We start from the raw sequence: 20,273 nt of genomic DNA on the forward strand, positions 1-20,273 counted from the left end.
AATCTTGTGCTTTTTAGTCTAAGAAATCTCTCGGTTTCATCTGAAAGACTTTGAAAAAGGTAGCAGCACCTACGCCACTTAAAATAATTAGCTTCAAAAGTTCGAGGCCTCGGCCACTCACCATAAAAAATTGACGAGCTATCAGAACGACAGCTACCATCATCAAAATTGCCAGCCAAAAACGAAGATTGCATAATTGACTCGGAAATTTTTTGCTGTAAAGACTATACAAAATGAGGACAAGGCATAAACTGATGAGATTAGATAAAGCAGCACCGTTCAAACCGTAGGAAACCGTTAATGGATAGACACTCAGTATTTTAATACCTAATCCACTTAATAGAATCAATCCCGATATTTTATTTTTACCAGCCAAGAATAGATCATGGTGATAAAGTTGGATCATTGAAATGAGAGGGATTTGACATACAAAAATTTGTAAACTTAGGACATGGTCATGACTTTTAAAGAGAACATCATTCATTTCTGGAAGTAAAATGACAAGGCCAACAGTCAAAGCGATGGCTAAGTAAGTCACATTGTTCCAAATTTTCTTGGAAATGCGTCCTGCTTTAGTCAGCTTAGGGAGACTATCTGTCAAAATAGAGGTTGTAAAAACTAAGCCTAATTGTAAGAAAGGTTGACCTCGATCATAAATGCCTTTCAAAATTTCAGCCTGATTAGATGTCTTGATTTGTGGCAGATGCATCAAAGCATTTTTTACAAAGAAAACATCAATCATTTGTAAAATCAGCATATAAATCATAAAAAAGGTAAAAACAAGAGAGGACATGCCAAATTTTTGAATGATTTGACCCTTAGGTTTTAATGCTGTAAAGTTTGTAAACAAGCCTTGAAACTTAAAGGGACTTGAAAACATGAGGTAGACAAGTGCAACTAGGCCACCAATAAATGAGCCGAGCATAGCTAAGAAAGAAATCGTGTAGACATTTGTTGATAGTCGTGTAAACAACAGGGCAGCGCAGATAATTAAGACAACACGTACAGATTGTTCAATGACTTGAGAGGTAGCAGTTGTCACCATATCTTGTTTTGCTTGAGCTCTACCTCGATATAAAGATAGAAATGGCACTAATAGAAGTGGCAAAATTGCCATCAGTAATGGACCAGCTAGTTTTTCTTGTCCCATTAAACTTGCAATAGGTTGACACAATAGTGACAAAACTAGGAAACTTAAGACAGAAAGAATAAGGGAAAGCTGAAAAAATTGATGTGTTTCTTCTTCTGGTTGATCAGAAGCATGAATTAAGCTAGACAAAAAATTTGGCAAGGCTATTAATGAGAGTGTGGTAATGATGGAATAAAAAGGATAGACTTGTTGGAAAGCATAAAAGCCTTGATCTCCTACTAAATTTTGATAAGGAAAGCGATAAAGTGCAGCAAGGATTTTAGATAAAAATCCAGCAAGCGCTAGAACACCTGCCCCTTTAAAGGCCAGTTTTTTCATTGTTTTTCTCATCTCTAATCTCACTCAAACGTTCAGTAAAGGACATTATTTCTGAAAGGTAGGCGGACGCTGATAAGTTTCTAATATCAAAACGAATCACCATTTGGCCAGCTGTTTCGCCAATTTTGGCCTTAATCTGTGTTTTGGATAAGGCATCAAAATAATCTTGTGACATAAATGTATGAGTGGCAGCTTTACTCATTGTGTAAACAATAGTTGCCATTTGCTTGTCAATCTTGTCAACGAATGCATGATCAGCAAAATATTTTAATAGGCCGATTTCAAGTAGGTAAGCCACAGTATCTGGATATTCTCCAAATCTGTCAATCAACTCATCCTGTAAATCTTGATAATATGTGCGACTTTCAATTTCACGGATCCGTTTATAGATTTCAATTTTTTGCCGTTGATCCGAAATGTAATCTGATGGCAGAAAAGCATCGATTTCAAGATTAATTTCAGTATTAGCTTTTCGTGTTTTTCTTGATTTGCCTAAACGTTTATTGACTGCTTCTTCTAACAATTGTGAATACAAGTCAAATCCAATTGAATCAATAAAACCAGATTGTTCTGCGCCTAAGAGATTACCAGCACCTCGAATTGACAAATCTCGCATTGCAATTTTAAAACCGGAGCCTAATTCAGTAAAACCTTTAATGGCATCAAGGCGTTTTTCAGAGACATCAGAAAGTGATTTGTCTGGTTGATAAGTAAAATAAGCATAGGCGACTCGATTTGATCGTCCTACTCGTCCCCGAAGCTGATAGAGTTGTGATAATCCCATATGGTCTGCGTTTTCGACAAATAAGGTATTGGCGTTTGGAATATCCACACCCGTTTCAATAATTGTCGTTGCGACAAGTACATCGTATTCACCATTGATAAAGTCAAGCAAGGTATTTTCAAGTTGCACTTCACTTAGCTGCCCATGAATGTAACCAACGCGAGCTTCAGGAATCAGTTCAGAAATTTGTGATACCTTTTGTTCAATGGTGTCAACACGATTGTAAACGTAAAAGACTTGTCCACCACGTGACATTTCACGCAAGACAGCATCTCGAAGCACACTATAGTTAGTTTCCATGACATAGGTCTGAACGGGATAACGGTTAGTCGGTGGTGTTTCAATGACCGACAAATCACGGATGCCCATCATCGACATATGGAGTGTTCGAGGAATGGGTGTTGCTGTCAATGTCAAAACATCCACTTGTGTTTTCAGCTCTTTCAAGCGTTCTTTATGCTTGACACCAAAACGCTGTTCTTCATCAATAATCATCAAACCGAGATCGAAAAATGTGACATCTTTTGAAAGCAGACGATGGGTGCCAATGACTAAATCGATCCGATCTTTTTTTAACTTCTCTATAATTTCAGCTTGCTCTTTTTTAGTTTGAAAACGTGACATGACTGCGATGTTGACACCAAAATCATTAAATCGTTCACGAAAGTTATTATAGTGTTGTTCTGCTAAGACAGTTGTTGGTACTAAAATAGCAACTTGTTTATGATCGTTAATGGCTTTAAATGCTGCCCGCATGGCAACTTCTGTCTTACCAAAACCAACGTCACCGACTAATAAACGATCCATTGGACGCTCACGTTCCATGTCTTTTTTAATTTCAATGACTGAACGAAGTTGGTCATCGGTTTCAGTATAGGCAAAGGCATCATCAAATTCATGTTGATTGTCATCATCAGCTGAAAAAGCAAAGCCGCGTTGACTCTCACGAATCGCATAAAGTTTAATCAAGTCTTCTGAAATATCTTCAATTTGCTTGCTAACAGAGTTGACAGTTCGTTTCCAACGGCCATCATTCAGTTTATTGATTTTGGGTGGTTTGCCTTCACCTGCTGTGTACTTAGTGAGTAACTCAACCTGATCCACAGGAATTGAAATCGTGTCATTATTTTGATATTGAATGGTTAAATAATCACGATGAATACCAGAAATTTCAATCGTTTCAAGGCCAAGATACTTACCAATCCCATGTGTTTGATGGACAACATAATCACCTACTTCTAATTCATTGTAATCTTGAAGTCGTTCCGCATTGGTAATATTTAAGCGCTTAGTTCGACGTTTTTTTGTTTTTCCAAAGATCTCAGTTTCAGTAATGACGGCTATCTTTTCATCAAGCAAATTAAAGCCATTAGTTAGGTTAAGGTTGACAATGTTGACAACTTTAGATTGAAGTTGATCAGCTTGTGTCAGTGTAAACGATATGTTGATTTCTTGTAATCCTTGTGTCAACTTAGCTTCTTTTTCTTTTGACACGGCAAGGACAACAGTGTAATCTGTTTTGATAAAGTGCGCTAATTCAACTTCAAGCATAGGCATTTGACCAAAAAATGCCTGCATACTATGCTGATTAAAATTATGTAAAAGATCAAATTTGAGATTACCTAACCCTTTTTGAAAGTTTGAGAAATAAGTTGCAGGTTTATAGGTACGCAAGTGGTGACTGTTATCCGCTAAATAGTGCATACCGTCAATAGAACGACTGAGTAATTTTTCTGACAAAATGAACTCTGCAGTTTCTTGCGTAATTTTATGGTCCATTTCGTTGATTTTCTGAAAATCATCAATGAAAATTGGTGTATGTTTAGGTAAATAATCCAGTAAGGTCCATTGTTTTTCGTAGAAAAACTCACTAAACTTTCTAAGTTCAGCGTGGTAATTTTGGTGTTTTGCTGCACCAATAATTTCAGCCAAATAAGAACTTTGTTTATCCTCTAAATCAGTTAGACTTGACAAGTAGTTAACACCACGTTCAAAATCAGCAGGGCTTAATACGAAATCTGAGGATGGTTTAATGACTATCGTGTCAAGTTCTTGTAAAGAACGTTGGCTTTCAACATCGAAATATCTGATACCATCAATTTCGTCACCAAAAAACTCAACCCTGACTGGATTTTCAGCATCTAAAGGATAGATATCAAGAATATCCCCTCGCTTAGAGAATTCGCCTGGGCTCATAACACGTTGTGTCTTGTCAAAGCCGATTGTTGACAACTGATTGACAAGTTCTTCAGTATCAAATTCTTGACCTACTGTAAATAAGAGGTTAAATGTTTTAAAAACAGCTGGATCTGGAAGAAAATTGCGTAAAGCAAAAATCGGGATGATTAGAAAACCATCCGCTTCTTTGTCTTGTAAGAAAGAAAGAGCATCTAAGCGATAAGCGAGTCGTTCTTTACTAGCAATCGCATATTCAGCAAAAATATTATCATCAGAAAAATATTGAAAGACTTTAGCTTCACCAACAAATTCTGATAAATCACTATATAACTCACTGGCATGATATTGATTATCTGTGATGATGACATATTTATCAGGTTGATTATCGAAAGCTGTTGCCATCAATAGTGTTTTGATGGTGCCCTGGATGCCTGTGAATAGAGTACGTGAATTTTGGTTGAGTCCACGTTGCCATTGTGTTAACGCACGGTTATTGGCAAGTAAATCTGTAAGTTTCATCCGTTAAATTGGTTTCCAGTCTGATTAAAATCATTATTTTCAATGAAAGTTTGGACAGCATCAGCAGCACGCACAATGCCCAGTTCAGCATCAGCCTTATCTTCTTGATCAAATCGTCCTAAGACATGATTGACCACAGACATCCCATGTTTAGGTCGACCAATGCCAACTTTGATGCGTTTAAATTCTTGATTACCTAGATGGGCGATGAGTGATTTGATACCATTATGACCACCTGCTGAGCCTTTTTGGCGTAGTCGTAATTTCCCTGTTGCCATATCGAGATCGTCATAAATGACCACCAAGTCTTCTACTGTTAAACCGTTGTAGGCTATAAGTGGTTTAACTGCCTTGCCTGATTCATTCATGAAAGTCACAGGCTTAACTAGGATTATCTTTTCGTTATTCACAAAACCAGCTGCTGTATCTGCAATGAACGTTTTATCACGTTTAAATGTGAGGTTTAAACGTTCGGCTAAAAGGTCTAAAACATCAAATCCTATATTATGTTTGGTGTGGGCATATTTGTCACCAGGGTTTCCCAGCCCTACTATCATTTTTGTCATATTGACACTCCTTTTACACTATGTTTACAAAATATTTACTGACGGTTGATCAGTGTGTAAACGTCAAAAAAGACTGAAATTAATATTTCAGCTTCTTGATTATTTAAATTATACATTAAAACGAAATTCTAAGATGTCTCCATCTTGGACAACGTATTCTTTTCCTTCTTCACGTAGACGTCCTGCTTCTTTTACTGCTTTTTCAGAGCCATACTTAATCAAATCATCATAGGACATAGTGACAGCACGAATGAAACCTTTTTCAAAATCAGAATGAATAATCCCTGCAGCTCCAGGTGCTTTAATGCCACGTTTGAAGGTCCAAGCACGAACTTCTTTTTCACCAGCTGTAAAGTAAGTGCCAAGTCCGAGTAAATGATAGGCAACTTGTGTCAACTTGTCGACACCTGATTCCGTTAGGCCGATAGCTTCCAAAAATTCTGCTTTTTCATCATCTTCAAGTTCAGCGATTTCTTCCTCAACACGTGCTGAGATGACGACTGTATCAGCGTTTTCCGTTGCTGCAAAATCACGGATTTGTTTAACATAATCGATATTGTCAGGTTCGCCAACTTCATCTTCTGAAACATTTGCCACATATAAAACAGGCTTAGTTGTTAATAAAAAGAGTGATTTGACAACTTTTAATTCATCCTCTTCGAAGTCAACTGTTCGCGCTGACTTGCCTGCTTCAAGGACGGGTTTGATTTTTTCTAAAACCTTGAATTCTAATATTGCATCTTTGTCTTTTTGCGTACGTGCAATTTTTTCAACGCGTGCATAACGTTTGTTGACGGATTCTAAATCTGCTAAAATCAATTCTAAGTTGATGGTATCAATGTCAGCTATTGGATCAACAAAGTCACTTTCACGTCCTTGCTCACGCATGACATTTTCATCGTCAAAGGCACGAACGACGTGAACGATGGCATCTACTTCGCGAATGTTTGCTAAAAACTTATTACCCAATCCCTCACCTTTAGAGGCACCTTTAACGATTCCAGCGATATCGGTAAATTCAAATGTTGTTGGTATTGTTTTTTTAGGTTTGATTAGTTCAGTAATTTTAGTGAGACGCTCATCTGGGACTTCGACCGTCCCAACATTGGGGTCGATAGTTGCAAAAGGATAGTTGGCTGCTTCTGCTCCTGCCTGTGTGATTGCATTAAAAAGAGTTGATTTCCCAACGTTTGGTAAACCAACGATGCCTGCTGTTAAAGCCATAATTTAGATGTTGAACTGTTATTGATAAATAAACAGTTCAATTTCCTTTCTTAGTCCAGTATTTTTTTTAATTTTTGATTAAAATCATTTCGTGTCATTAAGACGATATGGTCACAATTGGTGCAACGGATCTTGATGTCAGCGCCCAACCTTACAATTTCCCAGTGATTGGCTTTTTTCCCTGTTGACTTAACGACACAAGCGTGCGGTTTCTTCATTTCGACAAAATCACCTAACTCGTACATTGACACCTCCATCACAATGAAACATTTTCACTACATTCTAACAAAATAACCGCAAAAAAACAACCATCTGTTGCCAATGGTTGTGGTGATAATACGTCGGATGCTATATCCGATTGTGTTTTTGAATGAAACGAAATTGGAAGATAATTGTCAAGACAAGTAAGATAAAAAGAATACTGACATAGAAAAAAGTTTTTGAGTGCTGACCTTTGTGAATGGGCTGTTCTATACCGTTTAGCAAATCGATTTTTGAGGCTGTGAGTTTAAATTGACTTTCTAGGTGCCATGTTCGACGAACCGTTTGAACGGAAGTCATGGTGAGGTATGTACCAGCTTTGAATTTTTCAGGAACAGGAATCAAAATTTCAATTTTACTATTGGGTGCAATGCGGCTAAATTGATGTGAGTCAGGTTTTGTAGTTGCTTGGTCTACTAGACGACTCTCAATTACAACATTATTTAGCCAGGCATTGCTGTCATTTTTTATCAGAATTCGAATGAAGCATTTTTTGTTTAGCGTTGTGGCTTCAGATTTTTCAATGATAATATTTTCAGTATCTATATTATCATTTTTTCGGACATTAACGATGTAATTAAGCTCTTGTTCACCCTGACAAAAAAGAATGGCATTGGCAATTTCACCATCAAAGTCTTTTTTAAAAGCTTCTGTTTTATAATTAATCGTGATATCCTGGTTACCGTTTGGAGGTATTGTCACCGTTGATGGTGCCTTTAAAAAAGTATTACAATCGGAAAAGATTTGATTGCCATTATTATCAAGATCAGGAATAGCTGTTTTAATGTCAATGTCAATACTATTTTCAGAATTGTTTTTTAAATTAAAGTGCAGTGCTTGCTGTGCATGATATTTGGCAGAAATAGTTTGATTTGTCATTGTCTGCTCCCCTTCTAGAATGGGAGTGACAGTGAAATCAATGGTATCAGCAGCAGTTTTGGTGGCAAATAAACTTACCATTACGATTATAGATGTTAGTATTTTTTCATATTTCCCTTTTTTTTAGGAGTAATATTTAGATGATAAGTTATTTTAAATAGATATAAAAAGCTGGTTTACTTAACATTCTAGGGAAAAAGAAACAGTTTCAATCGTTATTAAAATTACATCTTAACTTTAATTATATCACATTTGAAGACGTTTAAGAAATCTTATGCAAAAAAATGAGACATTATTATTTAATTAAAAATAGTCCTTGTCACTTAATTGAAATGAATTGTTCTTTCTGAATTTCAATAGGTGTACAAGCTAGCCGGTTTTATGGTATAATAGAGGGCATGAGATTAGACAAATATTTAAAAGTTTCACGAATTATTAAGCGTCGAACAGTAGCTAAAGAAGTTGCGGATAAAGGACGTATTAAACTGAATGGTATTCTGGCAAAAAGTTCTTCAGATGTTAAATATCAGGATATCTTAACGATTACTTTTGGTAATAAAATTTTAGAAGTCCGAGTTCTTGATATAAAAGATTCTACTAAAAAAGAAGATGCGGACAAGATGTATGAAATCTTGTCAGAAACACGTGTGAATTCTTAAACTGTTTTAGATTAATGTCAGTCGTTATAAAATCTAAGATAATCAAATTATGTTACTACAGACTAACCGAAGATGTGAAAGGTTATCTGTAGGATAGAGGGTATATCATGGCAAATCAAAAGAAAATTGTCCGATTAAATAATGAGTTTACAGCACAACAATTGAACCGGATTCAAACAAATAATAAACAGGTACCGAAACGACGTTATTTAGGTTTAATTTTGGTAGCTGTCATTTTGGTTATGATTTTACCGACAATTAACCTTGTTAAATCGTATCAAACATTGCAAAGTCGTTTGGAATTGAAAGCAGAATACGAAAAAAAATCAGATGCTTTAGACAAACAATTAGCTATTGAGAAAGCTGATATTGTTAAACTTAAAGATCCTATTTTTATAGAAAAGTATGCACGCCTGAGATACTATTCAAAAGATGGTGAAAAAGTATTTTTGATTCCAGAATTGTCAGACGGTGGCGTCACAAAAATGAAATGATAGGTCGCGTTAAATCTATTTCTCGATTTGGGTTATTTGTCACATTTTTAGCTTCCGAGTTATCACAAGCAGATCAGACCTATTATGAAAATTTACAGGATGAACTTCTTGTAACTGGTTTGTTACGGTGGTCGGATGTTCCTAGAGAAGAAAAAATTCAGAGGAATGATTCCTTGATGGTTACAGTGAAAGAGATTCATGCTGATGGTAAAATTGATTTAATCTTAACACCGGAAGACTTTCGTGAAAAATATGACAAAATACTTGCTAGAACTGGGGAGATTTTGCAAGTATTGCGCGATCAAAATCAAAAAGGGAGCAAGTAATGACGACAAAAAACGGACAACTTAATGACGGACGAGAGGTTTATCTTAATGGTCATCGTGTCGTTGACATGGCAAGCGAGTACGTCTTTTCTAAAACGTTAGCTGTCATTCAACGCTATTACGACTTGCAAACCGAAAATAAAAATCATACTTTTTTTAGTAATGGGATTGAAGCTTCTGTGATGTTTTTAGCGCCTAAAACTGTTAAAGATTTAGCTAAGAAGCGTCAGATTTACGAAGAAGTTGCACGCGAATCTTATGGTATGTTGGGACGGACTCCGGATTTTATTAATGCCGGTGTCGCTGTTTTAGGAAATTATGCAGATGATTTAGGAACTCAAGGTAAAATTGATTTTGCTTTCAATGCCAAAAATTGGGTTAATCGTGTTAAATTTGATGATGTTTTTGTGAGTCATGCCATCCAAAATCCACAATTAGATCGTCAAAAAACGTTATCCCAATTACTGGATGAAGGACAGGAATTTGCTGGTGTTTGGATCAAAGAAACGCGAGAAGATGGTGTGATAGTTAGGGGAGCAAAACAAGTTAATACCCTTGCGCCACTTGCTGATGAGCTACTTATTTTTAACCTTCCTGACTTAAAATCAGTGGATCAGAAATTCGCCTTGGCTTTTGCTCTACCTATTGCTACACCAGGTGTTAAAGTCATCTGTCGCAAACCGACGATGAAGTCAGACTATTCTCTTGCAGACTATCCGTTGTCTCAGGCCTTTGATGAGATGGATGCCTTTCTTCTTTTTGATGATGTTTTTGTACCCAATGAAGCCTTGTTTGTTTGTGGCAACGTTGCACAATCCAATGCTTTTTTTGAAGCAAGTGGTTTATTTAATCATACGGCACATCAAGATGAAGTTCGTGGTTTTGTTAAGTTAGAGTTTGTGACAGGGATTGCTGTTCGACTTGCTAAACAACTAGGCTTGTTTGGCTTTCAGCGTGTTCAAGAAAAGTTAGGAGAATTGTCAGTTAATTTGGAGTTAATTCGGTCTTGTATCGTTGCTAGTGAAGTTACAGGTAAGATGCAAAAGGGTGTATTCACACCCAATATGCAAACCTTACTTGCTGTACGCGCCAAATTGACGACTTACTATGATGAAGCTTTACGGGTCATTGCTGAATTCTCAGCAGGTTCAGCAGTTGGTGTCCCAGATTTTCGTGAGTTTAGCAATCCAAACATTGCTGAGATGCTAGAATCTGCATTGACCAGTGATTTGATATCCGCAGAGGAGCGGATGCTGTTATTAAATCTTGCATGGGATATTACGAGTGAGTCTTTTGGACAGCGTCAACGTGTGTATGAGTTTTTACATGGTGGTAATCCGATGTTTATTCATTTACAACATCTCAAACACACTGATTTAACACAAGCAAATGAGATGATTGATAAGGTTTTAGATAATGCAAGACATGGTAAGAAATAAGAAAATTTATCTTGTGTTACAATGGCTGGTTTTTGCGACGATGGTCGTACCGGCCTTTTTCACGTTTCCTGAGAAAACAGATATTGTTAGTTCGCAAACCTACACACCGAAGTTACTATCAGACAATGCCAAGTTGCCTAGATGGTCGGAATTACCTAAACGAGCAGTTACATTAAAAGAGGTTCAGAGTTATACAGATGCTGATCTGAAAACTAAAGCTAAAAAAATTTCTGGAAAAACTCAGTTAACGTTGAGTGGTTTAAGCGCACAGGCACTGAAATTATCGGATGGGACTTTTGTGTCGAATAATAAAAATGAGATTGGATCTGATGTTGTTTTGACAACAGAAGAGATAAATCAAACGCTATACATAACACAAGATGCGGACATACTTTACACACCGTTGACAACTTTCGACAATCAAGTTTATAGTAGATTGACAAAGAGTAATAATAAAGTCTACGCCACAAAAAAGGCAACAACAAATTGGGGGAGTTATTATCAAATAGTTTTTGATGGTGGTAAAACAGGTTGGATAAATAGCGAGTCTGCGACTTTGAAAAATCCTAAGTTGGATCAAGTTCAAACTTTGTTAACTCAAAAGTATCAACAAACTGGCTATTCAATATTTGTCAAACAACTTGACAGCGAATTTACGGCTGGTGTCAATCAAACACAAAAAATGTATTCAGCAAGTTTAAGTAAATTACCAATTCTCTATTGGACACAAAAACAGATCAATCTAGGTAACGCTAGTTTGGGGGATAGCCTAGACTACAATGAATTAGTTAATGGGTGGAATGGTGCCTTTAAAACAGAAGGCACAGGTTTCCTGCCTAAAACAGCAGATTATCAATCATATAGTTTATTAGATTTGATTAATCGGACAGCAAAGGACTCGGATAATGTGGCAAGCAATATGCTAGCTTACTATGAAACTGATAGATTTTCTGAAAACTATCAGTCCGAAATTACCAAAATTGCAGGACAACCTTGGAACCCAATTGAACGGGAAGCATCATCTGAAATGGTTGGTCGCATACTAGAAGCACTCTACCATGAAGGAGGGGCTGGTTATAATGCCTTGATTGGTACGGATTATGATACAGAACGGATTCCTGCTAAACTCCCAAAATCGGTTCAAGTGGCTCACAAAATCGGTACAGCAGATGAGTTTAACCATGATGCTGCTCTCATTTTTACGTCAGAGCCTTATATCCTAGTGATTGAAACAAACAACGATGCTGATAATGAAGAATTGGCCAATATTTCCCAAGCTGTCTATGAGGTAATGAAATGACGCCTTACGAGAAATTTATAAATATAGTTGATAAGGAGCATTATTTTGATCAACACCAAGAAGTTTTAGTTGCTTTATCAGGTGGCCTAGATTCCATGACACTTTTTAATTGGCTTTACCAAGCCAAGGAGTTGCTTAATATTTCCTTGTCAGTTGCGCATATTAACCACAAGCAGCGCGCAGTGTCTGATCATGAAGAAAAAGTCTTGCAAGAAAAGATGGCTGACTTAGGGATCTCTTTTTATTCTACCCATTATGTCGGTTCATTTTCAGAAGAAAAAGCACGCCATTTTCGTTATGGTTTTTTCGAAAGGATTATGACAGAACATCATTTGACAGCTTTAGTGACCGCGCATCATAAGGATGATTTGACGGAAAATTTCTTGATTCGTCAAATTCGTGGTTCACGATTGCGTCACTTGATTGGGATGCAGGCAGTTCAAGCTTTTGGCGAGGGGTCTCAGAGTAAATCTTTGATACGGCCGCTTTTAACTTTCGAAAAGTCCGAATTTGATGCCACTGAGTATTTTGAAGATGCTTCTAATGCAGAGAATGATTATTTGAGGAATCGGGTACGTAACCTCTATTTACCGGCATTTGAAAAAGAAAATCCACGATTTTCAGAAAATCTGGCTAGTTTGACGGATGAGATTCAAAAGGCGATGTCAATTGTAATGTATAGTGCTCGTGCGTACGCAACTGCTGAAAAAATAGACTTGATTGAATTTTCGCGAGAGATTGATAATTTACAGTATTTTATTTTACAGAACTATATCGCTAAATTTCCAGCTCTAGAAGTTTCAAAAGCTCAATTTAATGAATTATTACATATTATTAGGCGTGAGGGGCAATATTTCCATGCCGTATCAAATGATTACAGCTTTATCAAAGACCGCTACCATTTTTATATTGAAGAAAGATCTAAAGCAACAGAGTTTGAGACAGCGTTAACACCCTATCCTAGGGGAGATTTTCAAGAGATTGATTTGCCTGCTACTGGACAAATTGTCATCAGAAAACGTCAGCCTGGAGATCGGATTCAAGTTAATGGAATCGATAAAAAACTTAGGCGTTATTTTATTGACAATAAAGTTGCGCTTAAAAAACGCGGTAATCCTTTAGTTGTTGTGGAGAACGTGGTTTATGGGGTATTAGATGTTGTGACTGCGGATTTGAGTAAATCATTGAAACATGATAAAATGAAAAGAACACTTTATTATAGGGAAAAGAGATAAGAAGACAGAATGTTAGAGAAAACGATTGAGAGAATTTTAGTAAGCGAAGAAGAGATTTGTGCTAAATCAAAAGAATTAGGCCAAATTTTAACAGCGGTATATGCAGATAAAAATCCATTAATGGTAGCTATCTTGAAAGGTTCAGTTCCCTTTTTCGCGGAATTGACAAAACGGATTGATGCGCATATTGAGATGGATTTCATGGTTGTATCAAGTTATCATGGTGGGACATCTTCATCTGGTGAAGTCAAAATGATCAAGGATTTGGATACGTCCGTTGAAGGTCGTGATATTGTGATTGTTGAAGATATTATCGACACAGGACGGACGCTCTTGTATTTGAAAGAGTTGCTTTTACATCGTAAAGCAAAATCAGTTAAGATTGTCACATTAGTTGATAAACCTGAAGGCCGTGTAGTTGATATTGAAGCTGATTATGTTGGGTTTACCTTACCTAATGAGTTTCTAGTTGGTTTTGGTCTGGATTATGATGAACATTATCGTAATCTGCCATATATCGGTATTCTTAAAGAAGAAATTTATCAAACTGAAGCTTAAAGAGTATTTGGTTTGGATAGTTATTTGAAATAAAAGATTTTATATCAGCCTTAAGGCTGATATTGACCAAACCTGACGTTTATAATAGACATTTTTGGAAAAATTTGTCATAATATCTGATATAAAACAAAATTTAGACAAGGATTCTATGAATAATAAAAATAAAAACAGTGGTTTCATAAAAAACTCCTTCTTATGGGTAATCATGGTAATCATTGCGGTTGTCGGATTCCAATATTTTTTCAAGGGTGTTGGCAATGAAACAGTAGATAAAATCAGCTATACAACACTAGTTAAGAAACTAGAAGCTGGTGACATAAAAGAGTTCTCTTATCAACCGTCTTCATCGCTGATTTCGGTCAGTGGGGAGTATAAAAAAGCTGAAAAAGTTAAAGCGAAAACAAATTTTTCTTTAATTGCCAATAAACCGGCTGAAGTCAAAAGATTCACAAGCTTGATTTTACCAACAGATACTACGATTAGCGAGCTGCAAAAAATTGCAGACAAAGAAAAAGTCAAAGTATCTGTTAAACCGGAAGCTTCAAATGGCGTCTGGTTGACACTTTTAGGATCTTGGCTACCTCTTCTACTCATGATTGGTTTCCTTTACATGATGATGGGCGGCATGCGAGGTGGCGGTGCTAATGGTGGCGGAAATCCGATGAGTTTCGGTAAATCACGTGCCAAAGAGCAGGATAAGAAAACTGTAAAAGTGCGCTTTGCTGATGTTGCAGGTGCTGATGAAGAGAAACAAGAACTTGTTGAAGTTGTTGATTTCCTGAAAAACCCTAAGAAGTATCATGATTTAGGCGCACGTATTCCGGCTGGTGTCCTTCTTGAAGGCCCTCCAGGAACTGGTAAAACCTTGCTTGCCAAAGCTGTTGCTGGTGAAGCTGCGGTACCATTTTTCTCAATTTCTGGTTCAGATTTTGTGGAAATGTTTGTCGGTGTCGGTGCCTCACGTGTTCGTGACCTCTTTGAAAATGCTAAAAAGAACGCCCCAGCTATCGTCTTTATCGATGAGATTGATGCTGTCGGTCGCCAACGTGGCGCCGGCATGGGTGGTGGTAATGATGAACGGGAACAAACTCTTAACCAACTCCTAGTCGAGATGGATGGGTTTAACGAAAGTAACGATGCTGTGATTGTCATTGCGGCGACTAACCGTTCTGATGTGCTCGATCCAGCCTTGTTACGTCCAGGTCGTTTTGACCGTAAAGTGCTCGTTGGGGCACCGGATGTTAAAGGTCGTGAAGCGGTACTGAAAGTCCATGCTAAAAATAAACCTTTGGCTGCTGACGTTGATTTGAAAGTTGTTGCCCAACAAACACCTGGTTTCGTTGGTGCGGATTTGGAAAATGTCCTTAATGAAGCAGCGCTCGTTGCTGCAAGACGTAACAAGTCTGTGATTGATGCCTCTGATATTGATGAGGCAGAAGATCGCGTGATTGCAGGTCCAGCTAAGAAAGACAAACGGATTTCTGAGCGTGAACGTGAAATGGTGGCTTACCACGAAGCGGGACATACAATCGTTGGTCTTGTTCTCTCAAACGCCAGCTTTGTCCACAAGGTAACAATCGTACCACGTGGTCGTGCTGGTGGGTACATGATTTCCTTGCCAAAAGAAGACCAATTCTTACTTTCTAAAGAAGATATGCAAGAACGTCTGGCTGGTCTTATGGGTGGTCGAACTGCTGAAGAAATCATTTTTAACGCGATTACAACAGGTGCTTCGAATGACTTTGAGCAAGCGACACAATTGGCGCGTGGCATGGTGACACAGTATGGTATGTCTGAACGACTCGGTACAGTAACACTTGAAGGTAATTCACAAGCTGTCTTTATTGGACGTGACTACGGTCAAACCAAAGGCTACAGTGAGTATACAGCACAAGCCATTGATGAAGAAGTACGTAGCATCATTAATGAAGCCCATGAAACTGCACGTCAAATCATTGAAAGCCATCGTGAGCAACATAAGGCGATTGCACTTGCTTTGCTTGAACATGAGACTTTGGATGCACGTCAAATCAAATCTTTATTTGAAACAGGTCAAATGCCTTCTGATACAGTATTTGAATTTGAGGCGACTGAACCAGCAGATTTTGAACAAACATTAAAAGCAGTCAACGAACCAAAAGTTGACAATTTAGATGATGATTTAAACAAAATTGAGAACCAAGATAATTGATGAAAAATCAGGCCTGATCGCCTGATTTTTTATGATTTATGATATAATATTAGATAATAAACTGAGGGAAGTAGCATAAATTGGCTCAAACATTCAAAGAAAAATTGGCAGAACTTGAAGCCAAACGTCGTTTTGAGCAAGAAGCAATAATGACGAGTGGTTCGGAAGTTACTGATGCGATAGAGATTTTGGAGACTTCTGAATTTCCAGAGAATCCTTTGTCTCAAAATGATGTTGAGGCATCGTTGTCAGCTCGAAAAACGCCCAAAATTAAAATAAAAAAAATGACGTTGACAATTTTGGTCAGCCTTTTTGTCATTATTGTTGCTCAAATTTATGCTTTAGGTGATTTCAGTCTAACACGACAAGTGACTCAAAAATCCTTGGATCAAAAGTTTACTTACCAAGGTGGTATGAATAATGGACGTTTTTCAGGCGATGCAACGATTACTGACAGTTCTGGAAACATGTTAAAAGCTCAATTCAAGTCAGGTAAAATGGTTGGACCTATGACCTATACCAAAAATAATGGCTATGTTGTTACAGAAAAAGATAACGCAGTAACGATCACCTTAGCTGACAAGTCAGTCGTTCGTCAAGCAGCAGGCCAATATGTGTATAATGGTACCGTGTTTACCTATGATGGGTCTTGGCGGTTTGCGGGAATTTGGCAAGGCAAGATGCATTTTGCCAATGGTGCGAGCTATGAGGGGTCTTGGAAGAATGGTTTGCCAGATGGTCAGGGGACCTACACACCAATTGTGGGGGAACCAATCACTGGTATCTTTAAGATGGGGGAACTTGAAAAATGAAAATTAAATGGTTCTCCTTGATTCGAGTATTGGGTCTTGTGACGGTTTTGGGCTATCACTTTTTTGTTAAATCTTTCCCAGGTGGCTTTATCGGCGTTGATATTTTCTTTGTGTTTTCAGGATATTTGATTACCGCTCTCTTTTTCATCGAGCTTGAAAAATCAAATAGCTTTACACTATTGACCTATTATAAACGCCGGTTTATCAGGATTTCCCCCCCGTTGGTTATCATGATCCTGACGACATTGCCTTTCACCTTACTTTTGCCGTCTGATTTTCGAGCTAATCTAGCTAAGCAAGTCGCAGCCGCTATTGGCTTTGTGACCAATCGTTTTGAAATTCAGTCTGGCTTATCATATGAAGCACAACAAACACCACAGTTATATATCCATACATGGACCCTCTCTTTAGAATTTCTTTTTTATCTGATTTGGGGTGCCCTGTTGTTTGTTTTAGTTTTTTTGTTAAAAAAACGAGGCTTTACGGGTAAAAAATTGTTGAGTCAAACGCGTTTTGTTGTGTTTGTATTTGCTATACTTTCAAGTGTTGCTTCTATTATCTATCTCCAAGTGACTTTTGATCCCAAATATTTAAGTTATAGCTATTTTGCTTTTGCCAGTCACGCTTATCCATTTTTTATCGGCGTAGTAGTTGCAACTATTGTTGGCGTTCGGATTAGTGAGAAACAAAAAGCGCATTTTGCAGTATACCCGATTAAAAAAATGTTACTCTGGACAGGTATTCCAATCTGCATTTTGTTGACCCTCAGTTTATTTGGTAAATTTGAGAGCAGTTGGACCATTAGAACTAATCTGATCCTAACGAGTATTTTAACAGCTATTTTAATTGTTCAATTTAGAATTTTGCATGAACGGACAGACCATCCTGAACCGAAAATTTTGACAGTACTTGCGGACACTTCTTATAGTATTTATCTGTTTCACTGGCCGGTTTGGTTAATCGTTTCTCATTTTGTACCTCAAGTTTTGTTGGCGGGTCTCTTGAGTTTTATTATTTCATTTGCAGCATCAATTGCGGTCTATTATGGTGTTGAACCCTATCTCCATGGTAAGCAACCTGCGTCATGGTTGATGAGTAAGCCGTTTTTTGCGGGATTGTGTGTGTTAGGTTTGGTAGGACTTGGTGTCGTTTTAACTGCGCCTGCGCTTTCCAAGACAGAGCAAAGTCTTCATGAGGCAGCGATTAGTGAAGCCTTGGTGTCTCTTGAACACAAAGGTCAATTGAGTCAGAATCTCTATGATGTCGGTAATAATATTAATGCCAACACAAGCTGGTATAATCCGGCAGCTGGTTTTAATACGAGTGCAGATATGCGACTGAAGCAAAGTACATCATTATCAGATAAGATTTTAAACAGTTCACAGACTGTTTTGGGTGATTCTGTGATGGTGGGTGTCGTGCCTTACCTATCAACAATTTTACCCGATGCAGATGTTGAGGCTCAGGTTGGCTTGAATTTGGATAGTATCTATCGTTCATTTGAAAAACGTGTTAAAGCTGGAACGATTGGCAAATATGTTGTTATTTCTGCTGGTGCGAATATGACCAATGATATGACAGCAGATGTTCAAAAAATTATTGATAGTGCTCCTAAAGGAACTCGATTAGTATTTGTCACCCCATATGATGGAAAAAATAAAGTTGCTCTAAACGACTTCAACACATATCTAAAATCACTTTCCGATAATTATAAATGGATATCAGTAGCAGATTGGGCGAACTACATTGAACCGCAGGGTAATCGTCTATGGGCCGATAAGATTCACTTCGCAGGTAAACAAGATGTTGCAGTAGACTATCTCAATCTCCTATCTCAAAGTTTGAATCAAGTTGCCAAATCAAAAGGCAAACCGTAAAGTTACGAAAAGATAACAAAAATATGAAAAGTCTGTAACAAGGCTTTTTTTGCTATGAATTAATGTTAGAATTAATTAGTATGCGAAAATATAAAAAAAACAATTTCAAAAAAACACATAAAATAATTTTCACAATTTTAAGTCTTATCGGAATGTTAGGTCTAACATTCGGTATTTCAGTTTTTCTCGTCCTAGGGAATGAACGCATTACCCAAGCAGATACGACGAGTTCCAAAACAGAGAATCTGTCACAGAATAAGATGATTGCTGTGACTTCGAATGTTAGCTCTAAACCAGCAACTTCCAACTTAGATCATGCTGTACAAGTAGAACCAGTTAAGTCCAAGGAAGTAAGTGACCAGGTTAACTACACCGTTCAAGAAGGAGATTCGCTCAGTACGATTGCTAATCAATTTCAGATTAGTATGACATCTATTATGCAACAAAATGAGTTGACGTCATCTGAAGCGATTTATGTCGGTCAAGTGTTAGCGTTTACGAAATCTTATGTTGTCAAAGAAGAAACAAATGTGTCTTTAGACACTGATGAAGTCCTCAAAACACAAGATGTTTCAATCAACAACGGGAATAAAGTCGCTGCAGGAGGCTTATCAGATGAAGATCGTACCTATGTTTTGACACAACTTCAAACGCGTACAGGAGTGGATGCTAGTCAATGGGATTATATCATTTCACGGGAGAGCGGTTGGATTCCTACTATCAAAAATTCACTTGGGTATTACGGTCTTTTCCAATTAGCACCAAGCTATCCTGGTTATGATGGTGATGTACAATCACAAATTGAAGGTGCAGTTTATCTTTTCAATCATGGTGGCATGACACATTGGGCCCTATAATAAAAGAGTTTGACGTCAATTTAAAAAAGCAATAATAAAATTTTTCAACTTTTTTTGAAAAAATGCTTGACGGAATAGAATTAATAAGATATAATTATTTTTGTTGCTGATTGAGACATCTCAAACAGTTCAAACCCTGGTCCGTTGGTCAAGGGGTTAAGACACCGCCTTTTCACGGCGGTATCACGGGTTCGAATCCCGTACGGACTATTTTTTATGGAGGATTACCCAAGTCTGGCTGAAGGGAACGGTCTTGAAAACCGTCAGGCGTGTAAAAGCGTGCTAGGGTTCGAATCCCTAATCCTCCTTTAGGAAACGACGAGTTCCTAAAATAACATTATCGCGGGATGGAGCAGCTCGGTAGCTCGTCGGGCTCATAACCCGAAGGTCGTAGGTTCAAATCCTGCTCCCGCAATCATCAAATCAGTAGGTCCCGTAGTGTAGCGGTTATCACGTCGCCCTGTCACGGCGAAGATCGCGGGTTCAATTCCCGTCGGGACCGTTTAGGATATTCATAGGGTATCTTAATTGTTAATAAATACTTTGGCTCGGTAGCTCAGTTGGTAGAGCAATGGATTGAAGCTCCATGTGTCGGCGGTTCGATTCCGTCTCGCGCCATATTATGGTCAACCATAATGAATCTTAA

General features: G+C 37.7%; 17 protein-coding genes and 5 tRNA genes. 16 read left to right on the plus strand and 6 right to left on the minus strand.

Going from position 1 to position 20,273, the window contains the following annotated elements; all coding sequences use genetic code 11:
• Positions 1-13 precede the first annotated feature (13 nt).
• The 6 genes from LRA01S_RS05175 to LRA01S_RS05200 all read right to left on the minus strand — a co-directional run bounded on the left by LRA01S_RS05175 (position 14) and on the right by LRA01S_RS05200 (position 7,960).
• The gene (locus tag LRA01S_RS05175) at positions 14-1,480 is read right to left on the minus strand and encodes an oligosaccharide flippase family protein (RefSeq protein ID WP_082785396.1); all 1,467 of its coding nucleotides are present in this window, start codon (positions 1,478-1,480) and stop codon (positions 14-16) included.
• On the minus strand, positions 1,449-4,949 hold the full coding sequence (mfd, locus tag LRA01S_RS05180) for a transcription-repair coupling factor (protein WP_061774556.1): 3,501 nt from the start codon (positions 4,947-4,949) through the stop codon (positions 1,449-1,451). The genes LRA01S_RS05175 and mfd overlap by 32 nt, the downstream gene beginning before the upstream one ends.
• Positions 4,946-5,515 (minus strand): aminoacyl-tRNA hydrolase, encoded by a 570-nt coding sequence (gene pth / locus LRA01S_RS05185; protein ID WP_061774557.1) that lies wholly within the window; start codon positions 5,513-5,515, stop codon positions 4,946-4,948. The genes mfd and pth overlap by 4 nt, the downstream gene beginning before the upstream one ends.
• A 108-nt stretch (positions 5,516-5,623) precedes the next feature.
• Positions 5,624-6,739, minus strand: coding sequence for a redox-regulated ATPase YchF (gene ychF, locus LRA01S_RS05190; RefSeq protein ID WP_061774558.1), 1,116 nt, complete (start codon positions 6,737-6,739; stop codon positions 5,624-5,626).
• Positions 6,740-6,789: 50 nt separating this feature from the next.
• Positions 6,790-6,984, minus strand: coding sequence for a DUF951 domain-containing protein (locus LRA01S_RS05195; protein ID WP_061774559.1), 195 nt, complete (start codon positions 6,982-6,984; stop codon positions 6,790-6,792).
• Positions 6,985-7,087: 103 nt separating this feature from the next.
• A complete protein-coding gene (locus LRA01S_RS05200) occupies positions 7,088-7,960 on the minus strand; it encodes a WxL protein host-binding domain-containing protein (protein WP_061774560.1) in 873 nt (290 codons plus the stop codon).
• 317 nt (positions 7,961-8,277) lie between these two features.
• Between LRA01S_RS05200 and LRA01S_RS05205 the strand changes: the two genes are divergently transcribed.
• From LRA01S_RS05205 to LRA01S_RS05280, 16 genes are all read left to right on the plus strand, one after another.
• Positions 8,278-8,538, plus strand: coding sequence for an RNA-binding S4 domain-containing protein (locus LRA01S_RS05205; protein WP_061774561.1), 261 nt, complete (start codon positions 8,278-8,280; stop codon positions 8,536-8,538).
• 107 nt (positions 8,539-8,645) lie between these two features.
• Positions 8,646-9,032 (plus strand): FtsB family cell division protein, encoded by a 387-nt coding sequence (locus tag LRA01S_RS05210; RefSeq protein WP_061774562.1) that lies wholly within the window; start codon positions 8,646-8,648, stop codon positions 9,030-9,032.
• Positions 9,029-9,358 (plus strand): S1 domain-containing protein, encoded by a 330-nt coding sequence (locus LRA01S_RS05215; protein ID WP_061774563.1) that lies wholly within the window; start codon positions 9,029-9,031, stop codon positions 9,356-9,358. Before LRA01S_RS05210 ends, LRA01S_RS05215 begins: the two co-directional genes overlap by 4 nt.
• Complete coding sequence (locus LRA01S_RS05220; protein WP_061774564.1) at positions 9,358-10,797, plus strand: 4-hydroxyphenylacetate 3-hydroxylase N-terminal domain-containing protein; 1,440 nt, start codon at positions 9,358-9,360, stop codon at positions 10,795-10,797. Before LRA01S_RS05215 ends, LRA01S_RS05220 begins: the two co-directional genes overlap by 1 nt.
• Entirely contained in the window at positions 10,775-12,097 is a 1,323-nt protein-coding gene (locus LRA01S_RS05225; RefSeq protein ID WP_061774565.1) for a serine hydrolase, read from the plus strand. The genes LRA01S_RS05220 and LRA01S_RS05225 overlap by 23 nt, the downstream gene beginning before the upstream one ends.
• The gene (gene tilS, locus LRA01S_RS05230) at positions 12,094-13,332 is read left to right on the plus strand and encodes a tRNA lysidine(34) synthetase TilS (RefSeq protein ID WP_061774566.1); all 1,239 of its coding nucleotides are present in this window, start codon (positions 12,094-12,096) and stop codon (positions 13,330-13,332) included. The genes LRA01S_RS05225 and tilS overlap by 4 nt, the downstream gene beginning before the upstream one ends.
• A 9-nt stretch (positions 13,333-13,341) precedes the next feature.
• Positions 13,342-13,890, plus strand: a complete 549-nt coding sequence (gene hpt, locus LRA01S_RS05235) for a hypoxanthine phosphoribosyltransferase (protein ID WP_061774567.1) — start codon at positions 13,342-13,344, stop codon at positions 13,888-13,890.
• A 148-nt stretch (positions 13,891-14,038) separates the two neighbouring features.
• On the plus strand, positions 14,039-16,081 hold the full coding sequence (gene ftsH / locus LRA01S_RS05240) for an ATP-dependent zinc metalloprotease FtsH (protein WP_061774568.1): 2,043 nt from the start codon (positions 14,039-14,041) through the stop codon (positions 16,079-16,081).
• 80 nt (positions 16,082-16,161) lie between these two features.
• Complete coding sequence (locus tag LRA01S_RS05245; RefSeq protein WP_061774569.1) at positions 16,162-16,893, plus strand: MORN repeat-containing protein; 732 nt, start codon at positions 16,162-16,164, stop codon at positions 16,891-16,893.
• Positions 16,890-18,770, plus strand: a complete 1,881-nt coding sequence (locus LRA01S_RS05250; RefSeq protein WP_061774570.1) for an acyltransferase family protein — start codon at positions 16,890-16,892, stop codon at positions 18,768-18,770. Before LRA01S_RS05245 ends, LRA01S_RS05250 begins: the two co-directional genes overlap by 4 nt.
• 152 nt (positions 18,771-18,922) lie before the next feature.
• Positions 18,923-19,627 carry a LysM peptidoglycan-binding domain-containing protein gene (locus LRA01S_RS05255; RefSeq protein ID WP_157738500.1) on the plus strand — a complete coding sequence of 235 codons (705 nt, stop codon included), beginning with the start codon at positions 18,923-18,925 and terminating at the stop codon, positions 19,625-19,627.
• 138 nt (positions 19,628-19,765) lie between these two features.
• Positions 19,766-19,837, plus strand: a tRNA-Glu gene (locus LRA01S_RS05260).
• Positions 19,838-19,845: 8 nt separating this feature from the next.
• A tRNA-Ser gene (locus LRA01S_RS05265) sits at positions 19,846-19,935 on the plus strand.
• Between the two features lie 33 nt (positions 19,936-19,968).
• A tRNA-Met gene (locus LRA01S_RS05270) sits at positions 19,969-20,042 on the plus strand.
• Between the two features lie 14 nt (positions 20,043-20,056).
• A tRNA-Asp gene (locus LRA01S_RS05275) sits at positions 20,057-20,129 on the plus strand.
• A gap of 43 nt (positions 20,130-20,172) precedes the next feature.
• A tRNA-Phe gene (locus LRA01S_RS05280) sits at positions 20,173-20,245 on the plus strand.
• The last annotated feature ends 28 nt before the right edge of the window (positions 20,246-20,273 follow it).

This window comes from Pseudolactococcus raffinolactis NBRC 100932 (assembly GCF_001591765.1).
Taxonomy (GTDB): domain Bacteria; phylum Bacillota; class Bacilli; order Lactobacillales; family Streptococcaceae; genus Pseudolactococcus; species Pseudolactococcus raffinolactis.